The organism is Methylobacter sp. S3L5C (assembly GCF_022788635.1).
Classification (GTDB): domain Bacteria; phylum Pseudomonadota; class Gammaproteobacteria; order Methylococcales; family Methylomonadaceae; genus Methylobacter_C.
Genome location: NZ_CP076024.1, coordinates 4222912 through 4241354, shown reverse-complemented (window position 1 = coordinate 4241354; position 18443 = coordinate 4222912). Strand labels below are relative to the sequence as shown.

Annotated in this window: 16 protein-coding genes; all 16 read right to left on the bottom strand. The window is 36.8% G+C overall.

The features are described from left to right. Positions 1-15 precede the first annotated feature (15 nt). A complete protein-coding gene (gene rfbB / locus KKZ03_RS19210; protein WP_243218361.1) occupies positions 16-1023 on the bottom strand; it encodes a dTDP-glucose 4,6-dehydratase in 1008 nt (335 codons plus the stop codon). Continuing rightward, positions 1020-1907 carry a dTDP-4-dehydrorhamnose reductase gene (gene rfbD / locus KKZ03_RS19205; protein WP_243218360.1) on the bottom strand — a complete coding sequence of 296 codons (888 nt, stop codon included), beginning with the start codon at positions 1905-1907 and terminating at the stop codon, positions 1020-1022. The genes rfbB and rfbD overlap by 4 nt, the downstream gene beginning before the upstream one ends. Continuing rightward, positions 1900-2472 carry a dTDP-4-dehydrorhamnose 3,5-epimerase gene (gene rfbC, locus KKZ03_RS19200; protein WP_243218359.1) on the bottom strand — a complete coding sequence of 191 codons (573 nt, stop codon included), beginning with the start codon at positions 2470-2472 and terminating at the stop codon, positions 1900-1902. Before rfbC ends, rfbD begins: the two co-directional genes overlap by 8 nt. After that, positions 2469-3359 carry a glucose-1-phosphate thymidylyltransferase RfbA gene (gene rfbA / locus KKZ03_RS19195; RefSeq protein ID WP_243218358.1) on the bottom strand — a complete coding sequence of 297 codons (891 nt, stop codon included), beginning with the start codon at positions 3357-3359 and terminating at the stop codon, positions 2469-2471. Before rfbA ends, rfbC begins: the two co-directional genes overlap by 4 nt. Positions 3360-3586: 227 nt before the next feature. Next, complete coding sequence (locus tag KKZ03_RS19190) at positions 3587-4666, bottom strand: DUF1972 domain-containing protein (protein ID WP_243218357.1); 1080 nt, start codon at positions 4664-4666, stop codon at positions 3587-3589. Between the two features lie 380 nt (positions 4667-5046). After that, positions 5047-6042, bottom strand: a complete 996-nt coding sequence (locus KKZ03_RS19185) for a glycosyltransferase family 4 protein (protein ID WP_243218356.1) — start codon at positions 6040-6042, stop codon at positions 5047-5049. 7 nt (positions 6043-6049) lie between these two features. Next, positions 6050-7114 carry an acyltransferase gene (locus tag KKZ03_RS19180; RefSeq protein WP_243218355.1) on the bottom strand — a complete coding sequence of 355 codons (1065 nt, stop codon included), beginning with the start codon at positions 7112-7114 and terminating at the stop codon, positions 6050-6052. A 76-nt stretch (positions 7115-7190) separates the two neighbouring features. Further along, a complete protein-coding gene (locus KKZ03_RS19175) occupies positions 7191-8219 on the bottom strand; it encodes a family 20 glycosylhydrolase (RefSeq protein WP_243218354.1) in 1029 nt (342 codons plus the stop codon). Between the two features lie 210 nt (positions 8220-8429). Then, positions 8430-9530, bottom strand: a complete 1101-nt coding sequence (locus KKZ03_RS19170; RefSeq protein ID WP_243218353.1) for a glycoside hydrolase family 99-like domain-containing protein — start codon at positions 9528-9530, stop codon at positions 8430-8432. Continuing rightward, a complete protein-coding gene (locus tag KKZ03_RS19165) occupies positions 9527-10648 on the bottom strand; it encodes a glycoside hydrolase family 99-like domain-containing protein (RefSeq protein ID WP_243218352.1) in 1122 nt (373 codons plus the stop codon). Before KKZ03_RS19165 ends, KKZ03_RS19170 begins: the two co-directional genes overlap by 4 nt. A 30-nt stretch (positions 10649-10678) precedes the next feature. Next, positions 10679-11848 (bottom strand): glycosyltransferase family 4 protein, encoded by a 1170-nt coding sequence (locus tag KKZ03_RS19160; RefSeq protein WP_243218351.1) that lies wholly within the window; start codon positions 11846-11848, stop codon positions 10679-10681. Further along, positions 11838-12806, bottom strand: a complete 969-nt coding sequence (locus KKZ03_RS19155; RefSeq protein ID WP_243218350.1) for a hypothetical protein — start codon at positions 12804-12806, stop codon at positions 11838-11840. Before KKZ03_RS19155 ends, KKZ03_RS19160 begins: the two co-directional genes overlap by 11 nt. Before the next feature lie 229 nt (positions 12807-13035). Further along, positions 13036-14592, bottom strand: coding sequence for a lipopolysaccharide biosynthesis protein (locus tag KKZ03_RS19150; protein WP_256451983.1), 1557 nt, complete (start codon positions 14590-14592; stop codon positions 13036-13038). A 179-nt stretch (positions 14593-14771) separates the two neighbouring features. Beyond that, positions 14772-15827: an NAD-dependent epimerase gene (locus tag KKZ03_RS19145; RefSeq protein WP_243218349.1), complete on the bottom strand. Its 1056-nt coding sequence runs from the start codon at positions 15825-15827 to the stop codon at positions 14772-14774. Positions 15828-15834: 7 nt separating this feature from the next. Beyond that, a complete protein-coding gene (locus KKZ03_RS19140) occupies positions 15835-17163 on the bottom strand; it encodes a UDP-glucose/GDP-mannose dehydrogenase family protein (RefSeq protein ID WP_243218348.1) in 1329 nt (442 codons plus the stop codon). A gap of 203 nt (positions 17164-17366) precedes the next feature. Further along, the gene (locus tag KKZ03_RS19135; protein WP_243218347.1) at positions 17367-18416 is read right to left on the bottom strand and encodes a hypothetical protein; all 1050 of its coding nucleotides are present in this window, start codon (positions 18414-18416) and stop codon (positions 17367-17369) included. Positions 18417-18443 lie beyond the last annotated feature (27 nt).

Below are 18443 nucleotides of genomic sequence, written 5' to 3'. Positions count from 1 at the left end.
TATGTTATTTTGCAATCAAGCCTTAGTCAAATACCACTTAATCGTCTTAACAATCCCTGTTTCAAAACTTTCATCGGCTTGCCAGCCGAGCTCTGTTTCTATCTTTGTGGCATCAATGGCATAACGTTTGTCATGACCGGCGCGGTCTTCAACATAGTTAAGCTGATCTTTATAGCTGCCTTGGGCTTTGGGGCGCAGTTCATCCAGAATTTCACAGACTTTATCGGCAATGTAATTATTGTTGCGTTCATTTCTGCCGCCAATATTGTAGACTTCGCCGACGTTACCGCTATGGTAAACCAGATCAATGCCTTTGCAGTGATCCAGCACATAAAGCCAGTCACGTATATTTTTGCCGTCGCCATAAATGGGGATATTTTCGCCGGTAATTGCTTTGCGGATGATGGTTGGAATCAGCTTTTCGTTATGTTGTTTGGGGCCATAATTGTTGGAGCAGTTAGTGATGACGGTGTTCATGCCGTAGGTATGATAATAACTGCGGACAATCATATCGCTGCCGGCTTTACTGGCCGAGTAAGGAGAATTAGGCGCGTAAGGTGTGGCTTCAGTAAACAGGCCGGTTTCCCCTAACGTTCCGTACACTTCATCGGTAGAGATATGATGAAAGCGACAAGCCTCATAGCCGGATTTGAAGGCAAACGGTTTTTCCATCCAGTATTTATAGGCCACATCAATCAGGGTAAACGTGCCGTTAACATTGGTTTGCACAAAAACACCGGGGTTTTTAATGGAGTTATCTACATGACTTTCTGCGGCAAAATGGATAACCCCACGAATATCATGCTGGCTAAACAGTTGCTCCAGTAAGTCACGATCACAAATGTCGCCGTGAATAAATGTATAACGGTCACTACCGGCAATTTCGTCAAGATTTTCAAGATTGCCTGCATAAGTCAATAAATCAAGATTAACCAAGTGATAATCAGGATACTTGTCTAAAAAATAAGGTGCAAAATTACTGCCGATAAAACCGGCGCAGCCGGTGATTAAGAGAGATTTCATAAGTGCTCGGTTCCGGTTAAGCTATTCAGGCAGTCAGCTAAGCTGTCTTTCCAATAAGGGATAGTCAAGTCAAACGTATTTTTGATTTTTGCTTTGTTCAGCAAGCTGTAATGCGGACGGCTTGCCGGTGTTGGATAGTCTTTGGTTTCTATCGGTTTAACCCGGCACGTAAGCGCTGAAAGCGCAAAGATGGCTTTGGCAAAGTCATACCAACTGCAAACGCCTTCATTACTGAAGTGATAAACTTCGGTGTCAGTCACGCTCTCCAGTTTCGGGTGTCGAATAATCGCCAGAATGGCTTCTGCCAAATCGCGTGCCGAGGTCGGTGTCCCTACCTGATCATAAATAACGCCCAGCTCTTCACGTTCTTTGCCTAAGCGCAACATGGTCTTGACAAAGTTATTACCAAATTTTGAATACACCCAGGACGTGCGGATGATAACGGATTTTGCCGGATTAATCGCCAGCATTGCCTGTTCGCCTTCAAACTTGGTTTGTCCGTAAATGCCTTGCGGATCGGTAAGGTCTGTTTCGTTATAAGGTTGGTAATTTTTACCATTAAACACATAGTCGGTTGAGATATGAATCAACGCGCTGTTTTTGGCTTTGGCAATCCGCGCCAGCGTTTCGACGGCGACGCTGTTAATGGCTCTCGCCAGATCGGGCTCTGCTTGGGCTTTATCGACAGCCGTGTAGGCGGCACAATTAATAATGACGTCAAAGGTTTTATCAACAAACCAGTTTTGTATGGCCGCCGAGTCACTTAAATCCAGCTCGTCCCGACTGATAAAAGTAAAGATAAAATCGGTGTTTAAGTTACTCAGTTCGCGCAGCTCACTGCCCAGTTGTCCATTTGCACCGGTCACCAGTATGGCTTTAGGCATAAAGACTACCCGCATTAACAAACAACTCCGCCTTATCCAGCGTGGGTTGGACGGTATCTTTTGCGGACAGTTGTAGTTGTTCCTTTGTTACCAGCCAATCAATGCCTAAAGACGGATCATCAAAAGCCAAGCCCCGGTCGTTTTCCGGCGAGTAATAATTGTCCACTTTATAAGCAAAAATGGTGTCATCTTCGAGCACGACAAAACCATGAGCAAAACCGCGTGGTACAAATAGTTGGCGTTTGTTTTGTTCAGATAACTCGACACTCACGTGCTGTCCAAAAGTCGGGCTGCCGACTCTAATATCTACCGCGACATCCAGTACCTTGCCTTTGATCACCCGTACCAGTTTGGTTTGTGAGGCCGGTGCCAGTTGATAATGCAAGCCTCTTAATACGCCGTAACCCGATTTTGATTCGTTATCCTGAATAAAATCAGCATTAAAACCCAAAAAAGCATTTAGTTTATCTTGGCGAAACGTTTCCACAAAGTAACCTCGCTCATCACCAAAAACGCGGGGTTTAATGATAATGACATCGGGGATGGCAGTTTTTATAAAATTCATACGCTTACCAAACCTTCGCCTGCGCGGCGTAACAAATATTGGCCGTATTGGTTTTTTAACAGCGGCTGGGCCAGTTTGATTAATTGTTGTTGAGAAATATAGCCCATCTCATAGGCAATTTCTTCAATACACGCCACTTTTAAGCCCTGTCTATTTTCAATGGTCTGAATAAAGTTAGAGGCTTCCAGTAAAGATTCATGGGTGCCGGTATCCAGCCAGGCATAACCACGGCCCATCAGTTCAACTTTTAAATTGCCTTGTTCAAGGTAAATCTGATTAACAGTAGTAATTTCCAGTTCACCACGGTGCGAAGGTTTAATATTTTTGGCAATCTCAATGACACTGTTCGGATAAAAATATAAACCTACGACGGCATAATTACTTTTAGGTTGGGCTGGCTTTTCTTCAATACTCAGCACATTACCGTTGTCATCAAATTCGGCAACGCCGTATTGATCAGGGTCTTTAACATGATAGCCAAACACGGTCGCTTTTTTATGCTCGGTGACATTAATAACCGCATGAGCCAGCATCTCGACCAAGCCATGCCCGTAAAAGATATTATCGCCCAGCACCATGCACACATCATCGTCACCAATAAAGTCAGCGCCCAGAATAAATGCTTGAGCCAAGCCATCCGGCGATGGTTGCACCTTATAAGAAAAAGACATGCCGATGTCCGAACCATCGCCCAATAATTCTTCAAAGCGGGGCAAGTCTTTAGGCGTAGAAATAATCAATATTTCTGTAATGCCCGAAAGCATTAAGGCCGACAGCGGATAATAAATCATGGGTTTGTCGTAAATCGGTGTTAGCTGTTTACTGACGCCTTTGGTAATCGGGTAAAGTCTGGTTCCGCTGCCACCCGCTAAAATAATACCTTTCATTTAATACTCCATTAAAAATAAATTGATTGTTGAATTTGTAGTGCGACATGCCAGCATCGAGTGGATTTAAAGCCGATCAGCTTAAGCCGGGACAGTGTGAATAGGCAATGACATGATAAAAAGTTACCTGATTCCTAATCTTGAGCGATAGAAACGATAATATCCAAGCGTATCGTTCCCAAAGTTCTACCGCCAAGGTACTAAAGTCATAAGTCCGACTATTTGCCCTAATCCAATAACCCGGCATATTGCGCAACAATGCCTTGCCATTGATAACGGCGGGTTGCAATGGCTGACATAGCCAAGCCATTGGCTAATAATGATTCTGCATTTGCGTTAACTATTAAGTGCATAAGTTCATCAGTATCACAAAAATACTCTGCGGAATTTTCAGTCGTTTCTTTATTGTAGTTGGCAGCAAAAGCAAATATGGGCAAACCTAAACACATGGCTTCAACTAGCGATGGATTGGTTCCACCTGCACTATGGCCATGCAAATAAACGAGGCAATTAGACCTAAACTGATTTAACAGACCTTGGTCATAAATTGGATCAAGTAAATGAAGATGTGTAATGCCGGCATAGTTGGCATATAAATCTTTACCATATTGACTTGCTTGCCAATTGCCGATCAAAACTAAAGGTAATTTAGTTTGTTTGGCAACAGCTTCTAAAATAAGATTAATATTGTTTTCCGGTTCAATCCGACAAACCGTAAAGGCATAATTAGTATCCAGGACGGGATATTGTGATGACACTTTTTTGGTTAAAGGTGCAGCAACCGCATGATCGCCACCATAAGCAATCAACGTACTTTCAATACCGTATTCTGATAATACATAATCCTGAATCACTTTATTATCGGTGATAACAGTATCGGCATAGTTAACAGCCAGTTTTTCAGAAAACTTTAAAAACCACTTGGCAAACTTGCTCCATTTGTTACGCCGCCATTCCATACCATCAATATTAACAATAATTTTTTTTTGGCTGATTAATTTAATCAATGGCAAAATAATACATCCGGATACACCTAGTATTAACAACGTATCGGCATAACAAATGGCTTTTAAAATAGCTAAAATGTCATAAGGGATACTTTGTACACCATTGGCATTTAATGGCAGATAAACAAGCTTGGCATTATTGTATTTAGTTATTTTTTGGCTATAACTTTTGCTGCTGCAATAGACCGTCATCGCATAGTTTTTACCTAAATATTTTGTCAGATATTCGGCTAATGTTTCAAAGCCGCCATAAATAGCCGGAAGGCCTACAGTGCCGATGATGGCAATTTTTATATTCACACAAAATCCTTAGAATTTATTTGAGTTATTGACTTCAACATCACGAAAATAGAGGAAAGGAACTGCACTTTATTTAAATATTACACATCAATATACTATAGAAATAAAATTATTATTTTTAGTATATATATTGTTTTATTCTTGTAATTAATAAGGCAGGGTAACTATCAATACTTCGGATAATTTTTGTAAATACCTGATTTTAAAGAATTTTAAAATTTTTTCTTAAAAATATAAAGTTGTTTTTTTTTCAGATAGTTATCTTTCTACGGACTGTCATTTGATAAAAACTGTCCGACGTATTGAGCGATGAAGATGTAAAATATAATCGCGCCTTCCTTAATACTCTATTAATAGAAAAATCATATTTTAATATCAATTTATTTTCCAATTATTGTTCTGTAAATATTAATTAGTTCATTGGTTTTATCTTGAACTGTCAGTTTGTTTTCTGTTAATACATTTCTTAAATCACAAGGAGGATCTATTATGGCTTTTAAAACATATTCAGCAAGAATGATGGGGTCTTGAGGTGATATAAAACAATTGCATGCTCCATTAAACATTTGTTTTACATTGCCAACATCCGTACTTACAACAGGTGTATTGCAACTCATGGCTTCTTTAACAGAGTTTGGTGATCCTTCATAATCAGATGTAAGAAGATGTACAGATGCTACATTAAAATAATAGATACATTCTTCTCTGGAAACATTTGAAAGTATTAATTCTTCAATGTTTAGATATTTGGAATTAATTTTTAGTATTTGAAGTGTTTTAGAAAAAATATCGTAACGTTTTACCGGACGAAAACTATCTTTTGATGATGCAAATAAAATATATGTCTTATTGGGATTTAGATTTAATTTTTTACACGAATCTGCTTTATTTACAGGATAAAATGTTGATAAATTCACTCCATTGGGTAAATAAAAGGAACGGCCATTTGAAACAAGATGGTCAGGTAATTTATCTTTAAAAATTGAGAATACACGTTTGGATTTTATAATCGTGCTATATGTCAAGGAGTAAAGTCCATTAATAACTTTATTTTTGTTAAAACTTTCAAACTTTATTGGCAGCAAAAATGAAACGAGAATTGGTTTCTTTTTTGAAGCAAGAAATGTGACGATAAGCGATAGTCCATGAAAACAGTGTATTAGATCATAATCTTTATAGACATCATTTATTCGTTTTAATGCTTTAAAGTATTCTCCAATTCCATTTTCCCTGGCATTTATAAATAAAATATCGCCAGTAACGCCTTTTTCAAAGGTACTTTGTATTTGGTCTTTAGTAAAAACGCCATAATCTGGTGTATCTTTAGTAGGGTATAAATTGGTAACGAATAAAATTTTCATTTGTTTAGATTTCACTGTGTTGCTAACCAGATATTTTGTTGTTGTTGATGTTTGTAGGCTTGAAATATTTAATTATGTTTTTCTCAATATACAGGTAACTAACATAGGCCATTACATAAGAAGAAAATGCAGAGATAATAAAAATTAACAAATTATTTTTAATGCCAGATTTTATGCATATCACAATAATTGCAGGTATTATCATGGCATGAAATAAATATAAAGAATACGATGCGTTGCCGAGATGTACAGTCCAGTTTGGATAAATATTAATTCCTTTTTTTTCTATAAGTATTCCTCCATAAATTAAAGCTACCCCGGCTCCTCCCCATACTAGCCATCGATAATGTTCTATCGATTTATCAAGGAAAAAATAAGGTGTAAAAAAAATAGTACAATAACCAATAAAAATCATTAATATACCAATATAAAAGTCAAAATACCCTGATTCTTTTTTTATTAAAGGTACAATAAGCATTCCAAGAATAAATTCAATAATTATTGGATTTGCATAGTATTCAGCTATGCCACCGAACAAAAATAATTTATTGCACAAAATATATAAAATAAAAATTGCGCTGCAGAAAATTAAAGGTTTATATTTAAGGAAAAGGGCGAGAGAAAATATTACGTAATAAAACATTTCAAAATTAAGTGTCCAACCTGCAGGAACTACTGGTAATTGTACTTTACCGGCATCATACCAAGGAATAAATGCAAGAGAAGCTATTATGTGATTTGGATTATTGTTTGATTGTATTACTAGCTCCGCAAATAGAAAAACTAATGAAATTTTAAGTGCGGTTGCTATCCAGTAAAGGGGAGCAATACGGATAATCCTGCGAATAAAAAAATTAGCCCAATCACGTCGCCCACCGATTTTGGTTGTATAAGCCATAACAAAACCACTGATAACAAAAAATATATCTACCCCCGATTTTCCTGTCATCCAATAATCACCACTATGATCTAGAAGTCGTGTGTTAATCTGATAAGTAATATGAGTCACCATTACTAAGCTGGCAGCAAAAAAACGTAAGCTTTGCACTGAATCGTACTTACTAAGTATTTCTATTTTTTTAGTCATTTTAAATTTTGTGTCAGGTTGGTATAGCGTAGTGTCACCAAATTATGCTAAGAAATTAATTATTTATGTAGGTATTCTATTGGATATCGGGGAAATCTTTACGAAAGGCCGTTCCGGATTCGCGAATAATACGTTCGGTTACATCCCATTCTTTACTGGGTATTTGAATCCATGTCGTCGCTATCATGCCATAGGCATTATGTTTTGCGGCGTAATGGCTGAAAGCCCGAATGGTTGCCGATTTTTTCCATGTCGAGCCAAGCACGCGAAACCCCTCATTTTGCATGGTAGCAAGTGAAGGGAAATCAGCTTGATCATCGTTATAATGCCAATCGCAAATCACAATGTCGCGCGGTAATTTATCACGCAAGGCTTTACCATATCCAAGTGGCCTTCCATGTAGTTGCCAATGTAACATGTCAGGAAATTCTTTCGGTGAAATCAACATGTCGCCCCACATCCTTGTTTCGATTCCGCGTTTACTCAAATAATCGTGTATAAACAACACATCTTGCAAGAATAATTCGGCAGGTAAAATTTGTTCGTCAGGTAATAAATCGATTGCTATATTTGGGGTATGGGCATCTTGTCCCATAAATCCTTTCAACTCATCGTGGCCGATATTAATTGCAGAAGGGTGTAGTGTTGAAATGATCTCGTCAATATAAGTGGTTATAAGGCTATAGACTTCCGGTTTACGCGGATCATAGGTTTTATTATTGAACATTAATTCAGGATGGCTATTGCCAAAAAACATGTCCTGATGGGTTAATAAAATGATTTCAGGTATGACATTTAAATCGAGCTGCTTGGCATAGTTTACAAGTGTCAGCAACTCATCGATACCCCATGCACCTGGACGCAATTTCCCCGGAAAACTGTTGAATTTAACCGCATTTCCTAACGAGATAACCAGTGTATTAAACCCTGATGACCTAGCCAGATCAGTAATGCGTTTTGCATCGACTGTTGTTGCGCCCGATAGCACAAAATGCAAAGCGCGTACCGGTTGGGGCTTTGGTGCATTTTCTGAAAATGCAGGAGGCAGCCAGATAATGCTGCATGCCAATAATGCAATAAAGCGGGTAATTCTTTTCAAAATCATAGTTTATCTACGCTGTAATATGCTGATCGCATAGTTATAAAAGAAGAATCGAAGGTATTTTTCCAAATTTATTTTATTTCAGTTTCTGTAAACCAATTTATGTATAAAGCTACACGAAAGATAGTTATTCATCTCAATCCCCTTTGGAAAAAGTGGATTGAGGGAGAAGTTTTCTTTGGCTATAGTGTGATGAATTCTGGATATAAATTATTAAAAGATTCTTTTTTTAAGCTCATTAAGATATTTCCTTCCATGTTTAATATCTGGTTCCATATAATTAGCCTCACCCCATTCATTCCATGATTTAAGAAATAAAATCTTATGCTCGTTTTGTTTGTCTTTAATATGATCTAAAGCCATATTCACGTGTTTTCCAAAAAGATCAGGGGTGCTACCGTGATAAATGATAGCTTCTCTAGCTGATCTAGCTGTTCGGTCATATCCTGGTAAAATGGTCGGATAGACATTTTCCTTTTTATCTTCTTCAGAGAATAGATATTTTATAATATCTTTATATTGATATTTCTGTAGAAGCGCACCTCTAAACCTAAACGAAATCTGACTTCTTAATATCTTAAGCCATTTATTCCCAACAGCAGCACACTCTGCTTCCCACATTCCTCTTGAATTTAAGGCATCGAATCCCATATCCATTAATTTATCATAAGAGGATGTTCTGCCAGATCTAAGTCCAACAAAATGGATGCCTTTTAATCCATTTTCAATTGCTAGATCACGCCAAATTTTTATGAATAACTTCATGTCAGGTATTGCAAGAGGGTCGTAAATTACAAACATGGGACAACCATCAACTTTTATATACCTATTGTCCTTCAGTGCCGGCAGTACATAATCAAAATGTTTTCTGTAATCTTCTTCACCTAAGTAAAGTTGTTCTGCAATCATTTTGTCTTTTTGAAGAGCCTTGCCCTTTACCCAGGTTTTTGTTGACCACGAATGGTTTGCCCAACCTAAACAGAAAGGGAAATCTGGTTTGCCTGTTTTTAGCACTTCTTGGAACGGCTTTTCCAACAGCATTTTTCCATTACCGAACCAATAATGCCAATACATAAATCCTTCTACACCGGACTCTTGTGCCATTTTTGCCTGTGCATCTCGTATTTCTGGAAGTCTTAAATCATAAAAACCAAGATCGGCAGGAACTCTGGGTTGATGGTGCCCTTTGAAGAGAGGCTTTGCCTGAGCGACATTTGTCCATTCTGTAAATCCTTTTCCCCAGGTTTCATCATTTTCTGGTATAGGGTGAAATTGAGGCAAATAAAATGCAATAACTCTTGCTTTAGGTATCATAGCTGTTCATCATGGTTTGTTAAGACTCTTTTTTTAATCTCATTGAGATAACCCTTCCCAAATTTTAAATCGGGTTCTACATAATTTCCTTCACCCCATTCATTCCAGGATTTTAAGAAAATAATTTTATGTTCATCTTGCTTATTCTTAATCCTATTAAGTGCATCTTCTAAGTGCTGTCCAAATAATTCAGGAGTGCTACCGTAGTAAATGATTGCTTTTCTTCCCGACCTAGGACTTCTATCCCATTGAGGTACAATTGATGGATAAATGTTCTCTGCTTCGTCTTCTTTTGTGAATAGATATTTACTAATCTCTTTGTAGGAATATTTTTTTAAAATAAGCCCTCCAAATTTTTCGACAATAGTATGTCTAAGCATATTGAGCCATTTGCCGGAAACGATGCTTTCTGCTCTCCATTCTCCTACAGAGTTAACGCTATCAACGCCAACATCAAGAATTACTTTGTTTTTACTGAGCCATCCGTGTGATCTTCCTATAAAATGAATTCCAGGCAATCCATTTTCTAATGCCAGCTTTCTCCAAAGTGAAATAAACTTGGATATCTCTGGAGATGCTGTGGGATCAAAAATATAAAAAATAGGTTTACCATCTATCGTTAAATATCTTTTATCTTTAAAAGCATCTAAAACGTAGAAGAAATGATCGGTATAGTCCTTTTCTCCAGGATATAATTGTTCCGCAATAATGGCTTCTTTATGCTCCAATGATGTTGGATTCCAGTCATGCGTTCGCCATAAATGATTAGCCCAACCTAAAGCGAAGGGGAAGTCTGGCTTACCACTTTTTAAAACTTCTTTAAAAGGTCGCTCAAGAACCATTTTTCCGTTCCCGAACCAATAGTGCCAATACATAAAGCCTTCGATACCTGCTTCACGAGCCATTTCTGCTTGTGCTTCTCTTACTTCGGGCATTCTTAAATCGTAATAACCTAAGTCTGCGGGTACTCTGGGCTGATAATGACCTTTAAATAAGGGTATAGCTTTACCCACATTCGTCCATTCGGTAAAGCCTTTTCCCCACCATTTGTTATTTTCGGGGATTGGGTGAAACTGTGGTAAATAAAACGCGATAATTCGTGCTTTTTTGTTTTCCATATCAATTATTTCTTAATGATGTTTTATTATCTACAATATTGTTTTTGTTTGAGCATCTGTAATTCTATTATAAAGCTTATATATAGCATCAATATTCTGCTCTTGAGAATAGAGAGTTACTGCCCGCTCTTGCGCTTTTATTAGCATTGGAAAATAACTTTCTATACCCTTTTCAATAACGGTTTGCATGGCTGCAACCAATTCATCATGTTTGGAATACAATATCCCCAAGTTTTCTGGTTCTAGGATTTCTTTAGTACCTGCTGAATTATTTCCTATAACTAGGCAACCATTAAACATGGCTTCAACAGTAATTCTTCCAAAGCCCTCATGAATAGATGGAACAATCAAAGCAGTGGCCTGGGACATCAAACTATTAATGTCATCTCTCATACCAAGAAACATTACCCGTTCATTAATTCCAGCGTTTTCAATAAGAGATAAAAGTATTCTTTCATTATTTAAGTCAGTGGTCTCGCCTGCTATATACAATAAATAGTCAGGGTTTTTTTTTGCAAAGTCGATAAAAGCAATAATTAAATTGTTAATGCCTTTGTTTTTTTCCAAACGGCCTGCAAATAAAAAATAATTCTTTTTACGGGTAATAAATTGTGTACAGTTCGTTTTACAGATAGCGTTATTAATAACACTTGCTGAATCGTCCATTGAAAAATAGTTATAAATACCTCGAGTGATAGCTATAGGATAATTGTTGAAGGTATGAAGTTTCTGAATAAAGCCGTTCATTGAAAAAAGCGGATGCATTTCAAAATCCAATGTCTGGTATTCTCTAATATGCCATACGTGAGGTATTTTAAGTTTTTTAGCCGCCATATAACCAATATATATAGGGCCAACATTGGAATGGATTATATGTGGGGTAATTTCCTGTATATAATTAATTAGCTGTTTGGTTGCTTTAGCATTGATATATAGTGTGCGTAACAGTCGAGCTAGAAATATAACCTTATTTTTATTTGTTTTGAATGGTGGGTAAATTGAGTAGACATAAGGCATTAACAAAAACTGAATATCTCTCTGACTCAATTCTTCACATAGGCCACCATAATTTGGCATGACTACAAAGGGGGTAATATCTTTTCCAATTAAACCGTCCAACATGTTTAAAAAAGACTTGCTAGATCCACCATGTTTTGATGATGAATTTAATACATATAGAACTCTAAAATTATTTAACATAAGTTTTATTATTACTATTTAATGATAGTGCTGGTAAGGCAGTTATAAAAATTAACAATTCAACATCCCATAATGCGTATGCACGTTGTAAAAAACTAAATATATATATTATAAGAAGCATAATAGATAATTTTGATGGATTATAAGATGTAATTGCTATATATAGTATAAACAATAATGTGGTTCCTATTAGTCCATACGTCGATATGAAAACTTTATACCCTGCATTTCCAGTCCCAATCCCACTGAATAAGTCTGTATATTTTGTGGGTCCTATTCCAAAAAAAGCATTAGTCGAATTTATAAATTGTTCAAAATAAATATCCAATTCAGCAGAAGAGCGATTATTACCTGATACTTCTCCATCATTAACTTGTAAGCGTTCAAGAATTAAATTATTTACGACATTATCTCCATTATCAAGAATTGAAAAATAGGAATAGAATGCAAATAAAAATGCTAATAATAATAATAAATTAAGCATAGGTCTTTTAGATTTAAAAAATGCCAGAATAAGCACTGATAAAAGTAATAGGACATAAGCAGCTAGTGAGAATGTAAGTAATGTTGCAACAAAAAGAATCCAAACTTCTTTCCGCTTAAAATCAAATTGATTAGCATATAGAAGAAAAGAGGTAATCATTCCTAAATGTCCTGGTTCCAAGAAGATACTAGAGAATCGCGGGATCGGTAAATCGATATCAGCATAATTTAATAGAAAAAAATAATAGTTGTAGTAATAGTAATTGCCATTATTAAAATCTATTGAATAATTAGGTAAAGAAATACCGATTAAAAAGAGTATCCATGTAAAAATAGATATGGACAATATAATAGAAAAAGAGCATGTAAAAAAATTAAACAAATCGATTTTTATTTTGTCTTTTAACAGCAATACACACGAAAGAATAGCAGCATGTAACATGGCTATAATCATGCCGTTAGCATTGAGATCCATAACAACATACAATTGAATGCTGATTAAAAAAATAATAGAAATCAAATTCGACTTGTTCAGAGAAAAAAGATTTATTGACGAAAAGAAAAATACGCCAGAAAAAATTACATTTAAAAAAATTACCTGTATAGGTATCAATCCCCATAAAAACCAAGCAAACATTGAGTACAATAACAGTATCAGTAAACTGAACTTAAATAGTGTGTAGGGTATAGTGTTCATGTGTTTACTACGGTTTAACTTTTTTAAAAAAACTCAGGTTACGGAACAATGATTTTTTTGCAAAATCAAAAACAATTTTTCGTTCATTTTTATTTAAGCCAATAAAATATACAGTCAACAGTAATGAAAATTCGCAACTAAATCCTATTGAAATGAATCGGTACAAATTATCTTCTTTAAGGTAGTGCATTAACGTTATTGGTAATATTAAAGCTATTAAACCAACCATTACGATAACAAAAATGACTTCTCTTATGTATTTTTTTATACTCATTCCCACTAAGTTGTGTACTACCCATACGCGTAAAAAATGAGCTAAGAAATAAACAGTAATTAATATATATAAAGAGATTTGTGGGGGATAACCTAATTTAAAAGAAGTGTAAGACAAGGGTAAAGATAAAAGAGTAATGCTTCCAATCAAAATTTGATATTTTTTAATCTTTCCTGTGGCCTGAACCATATCGGATAAGGGGCTTTCCAAACAGTTTATCAATGAGAATATGATAATTAATCGTGTAAATATTATCATGTACTCAGTTGTATCTTTCAGCCAAAGATGCAATAAAAAAGGTGCTTCCAGTATTATTGGCATAGATAAAAGTAGAATTAAATAGAATGAAAATTTGGAGCTTTGGAAAACTAAAAGCAGCGCATGATTGGTATTACCTATCGCATAAGACTTTGTAATTTGTGGGCGCACTGCGGTGTATAAACTGGAAGAAAGAGACACTAAAGCGCTATTAACTTGATATGATATGGCGCGTGCCGCATTAACAGCTGGTCCAAAGAAAATATTAAGAAGAATATTCAGTCCGTAATTGCCAAATAACCCAGATATTGAGCCTATTAATTTCCAGGCAGAAAAGCTAAACATTGCGTTAAACAATTCTGTATTCCAATAAAAATTAAAGCGGGATTCTTCATATTTTCGTATGCAAATAATTAGATAAATAATACTAATTATGCACGTTGATATGAACATAAAAACAGCATATAGCTTTAATTTATCAATCGAAAAGAAAACTAAAAGATAGACGATAAGGAGTTTTAATAATACTTCAATAATACTGACATAAGCATAAACGCTCATGTTTTCACGGGCAATAATCGTCGCATTATAGGGAATGGTCATGATTTTGATAATAAAAGATAAAATTGAAAATTGGTATATCCAATTTGCAACATTGATTCTTTCAATAGGAATAACCATTTGAGTATTCAAAAACCAAAGTCCCAGAGTTTCAGCCAACAACAGAACTATCACAGAAATTGCGATATAAATGATAATAGTCAGGCTAAATATTTGTTTAAGCTGTCGTTTATCGTTTCTTCCCAGTTCAATTGAAAAAAAACGTTGTGATGTAGTAGCCATAGAGTCGCTGAAAAAAGAAAACATCATCACAATGCCGCCAACAACATTATAAAGCCCGTAATCAACTAAACCCAGTTCGTTAAACACGACTCGTACTGTATAAAATGATACCAGCATTGTCAGTATCATTCTGAAATACAAGAGTATTGTATTCTTGGCAATTCTTTTATTATTTGCGGTATTGGACATTTAGTAACTATAATTTGTTTAAAGATAAAGGTGGAATAAAAGAACCTTTATTAGATTTTCTGGTTGTGAAAATTACTAATTGTGTTAATAAATTTATAAATATTTATATGGATATATATTTAGATGGTAACGATGCTTTAAAAACCGCAAATCATGAGGTTTTACGGTTTATAAAAAATTCACTGTAATTTGTAATATTCTTTAAACCACTCTACGGTTTCTTTAATACCTTCATAAAGGTTTGTAGCCGGTTTATAGCTCATGTCTTGTTCTAATGCAGTTGTATCTGCATCGGTTTGATAGACGTCACCTGGCTGCATCGGCAGATAATGTTTTACCGCTACTTTTCCGCATGCTGATTCTATTGCTTGTATAAAATCCATTAATTTGACAGGGGATGAATTACCAATATTATAAAGTCGATAGGGTGCCAAAGAGCGGCTTGGATTCGGGTGTTGTGCATCCCATTCCTTGGCAGGCAACGCCACTTTGTCTATGCAGCGAATGACGCCTTCTATAATGTCATCAATATAGGTAAAGTCGCGCAGCATGTTACCGTTATTAAATACCTTGATAGGCCGGTTATTTAAAATGGCGTCTGTAAATAAAAACGGCGACATATCGGGTCGTCCCCACGGGCCATATACGGTAAAAAATCGTAAGCCAGTTGTGGGTAAGTTATAAAGATGGCTGTAAGCGTGGGCCATTAACTCATTGCTTTTTTTGGTCGCAGCATAAAGACTTACCGGGTGTGCAATTGAATCCTTTTCTGAAAAGGGTACTTTGCTGTTTAAGCCATAAACACTGCTAGAACTGGCATAGACTAAATGCTCTATTGCGTTCCAGCGGCAAGCTTCCAAGATATTTAAAAAGCCGTCAATATTACTTTGTATATAAGCCTGCGGATTTTCAATGGAATAACGCACACCGGCTTGGGCGGCTAAATGACAAACCTTGTCGAACTTTTCATTGGCAAACAGCATTTGCAGCGCTTGTTTGTCTTCCAAGTTCATTTGAATAAAGCGGTAATTGGGATATTTATCACTTTGTACAAATTTATACCAAGCCAGTTGGTCTTTTTTAATACCGGCTTTTTCCAGGCGACCGTGTTTTAGGTTGACATCGTAATAATCGTTTATGTTGTCAATGCCTACGACTTCATCGCCTCTTTTCAGTAAGCGTTGAGCTACATATGAGCCAATAAAACCTGCGGTGCCGGTAACTAATATTTTCATGTTTATTTTATGCTGTTACGCCAATTTGGATATATTCAAAGCCCATGGCTTCCATTCGCTGTTGTTTAAACTGGTTGCGGCCATCAAAAAATAAAGGAGCTTTGAGTAGTTTTTTTATTTCATCAAAATCAGGGCTTCTAAATTCTTGCCATTCTGTTATTAATAACATGGCATCGGCATTTTTTAGTGCTTCGTATTTGCTGTCAACATAGCTGACGTTGTTATTGTCTTTAAGGTAACAACTTTCTGCTTCATGCCGGGCTTTGGGGTCATAAGCGACTATTTTTGCACCGTGTGCAGTTAGCATATTAATAATGGTAATAGAGGCGGCGGCGCGCATGTCATCGGTTTCCGGCTTAAAGGCCAGTCCCCAGACGGCAAGGGTTTTGCCGGTTAAATCTGTCCCCAATCGTTGGATAACTTTATAGGCGAGTACGGATTTCTGATCGGTATTAACGGCTTCCACTGCTTCTAAAAGCCTTGGGGTATAGCCATTATTTTTGGCGGTTTTAACCAGGGCTTGTACATCTTTAGGGAAGCAGCTGCCACCGTAACCACAGCCCGGATAAATAAAGCTGTAGCCGATGCGGCTATCAGAACCAATGCCGTGTCTGACCTGATTAACATCAGCGCCGACTTGTTCACAGATATTGGCGATTTCATTCATAAACGAAATTTTGGTGGCCAACATGGCATTGGCCGCATACTTGGTCATTTCCGCGCTTTTAATGTCCATGCCGATAAACCGGTCATTTTTTGTCATGAAGGGGGTGTAGAGCTCATGCATTATGTCCATTGCGTTGGTGTTATCAGCACCTATCACCACCCGGTTTGGCTTCATAAAGTCATCGATGGCCGCCCCTTCTTTAAGAAACTCGGGGTTTGATACGACATCAAACGTCAACTTGCTGGCACGTAGTTTGAGTTCGGTTTGAATGGTTGCACGTACTTTGTTAGCGGTGCCGACTGGTACGGTTGATTTATCAACGACAATAAGGTGGCCTTGCATGTGTTGGCCAATACTTTTTGCAACTGCCAAGATGTATTGCAGATCGGCACTTCCGTCCTCACCCATTGGTGTGCCTACGGCAATAAAGATAACGGTGGCTTCGGCAATGGCTGTTTGGCTATCGGTAGTAAAATGTAAGGTATTTATTTTCAGGTTTTCCTGGATCATTTCTTCCAGACCAGGCTCATAAATAGGCACAATGCCTTGTTGCAGCTTGGCTATTTTGTTTTCGTTAATATCGACACAAGTGACGGTATTGCCCATTTGGGCAAAACAGGCACCACTCACCAGGCCAACATAGCCACTACCGATTACACTGATTTTCATTTAATTATTTATAAGTTATTAGCTGTGTTAATTTTAAAAAGACTCATATCCACGAACAGCATGAAAAAATTAGCTTGTAAGTGTTTATTACTGTTCGATCACTGTCTGCTATTCCACGACTGAGCATGGGAGCTGGAAGATTTTTTTAAGCATTTTTTTTTCGTACTTTTATGTCTTTCATAAATTATTTATTGTTAGCAACTTCATTTTTTAGATAATTCATCAGTTATCATTTTTGTGCTTTGATGCATAGCCCAATAAAACAGCGCAAAGCAGAGTAAAAAAACCACAAATAATAGCTGGTCGGGTACCATGAAAAATAAGCTTGCGGTAATGGCGGTAATCGCCATAACTAAAGAAACTGTCAGAATAGTGACCAGGGTTTGGTTAACGCTAAAGCCTTTAAGTGGCAAGATATGGTGTAAATGTTCACGATCCGGAGCAAAAGGTGACTGGCCTTTCTGTATGCGCCGCAGCATGATGCAAATAGAGTCAAATAAGGGAACGGCAATAAGCCATAAGACCAGAACTGGCGGCATAATACGCTCTTCGCCTTGTGATGCAGAGATAATTAACCAACAGATAACATAGCCCAGCAGTGTGCTCCCCGAATCACCCAAAAAAATCAGGCCTTTTTTACGGCCAAAAATGCGTAAGTTAAAAATTAAAAATGCGCTGATGGCGCCTATAAAAATAAGGCTGATATGAAAAATTAACGGCTGATTGTAAAATTCTGACAGTAAGGCAACCAAGCTAATCGAGATAAGTGATGAGCTACCCGAAAGGCCGTCAATGCCATCAATCATGTTAAAGGCATTGATGCCGCCGACCACCGCAAAGACTGTCAGTACCGTTGAAAAACCCTCCAAATTTACGGTGCCATTACCAAATAAAGTGCCCATATCGATTATTTTTATATCGGCAATTTCGGTCATAATAAGGGCGGCAAAAATTTGTACAGTTAAGCGTATTTTTACATTAAGGTTTACATGGTCATCAATGGCTCCGACTATTACCAGTAATGTCATTGCCAGAATAAAAGCGGTTTTATGAGGCAGGTTGATGTTATAAAACCACAGGGTTAGCAACACACTCAAAAATATGGCAATGCCGCCGATCGGTGGTGTCGGATTGGTATGCTGTTTTCTAATACAGGGTTTGTCAACAAACCCTAATTTTAAAGCGCAAGGAAACAAGACAAGAATAAAAATTATTGTCAAAAATAAGGAGGTTAAAAACAAGTTGATTGACATAATCGTTTTTTAATTTTCACAGTGAGG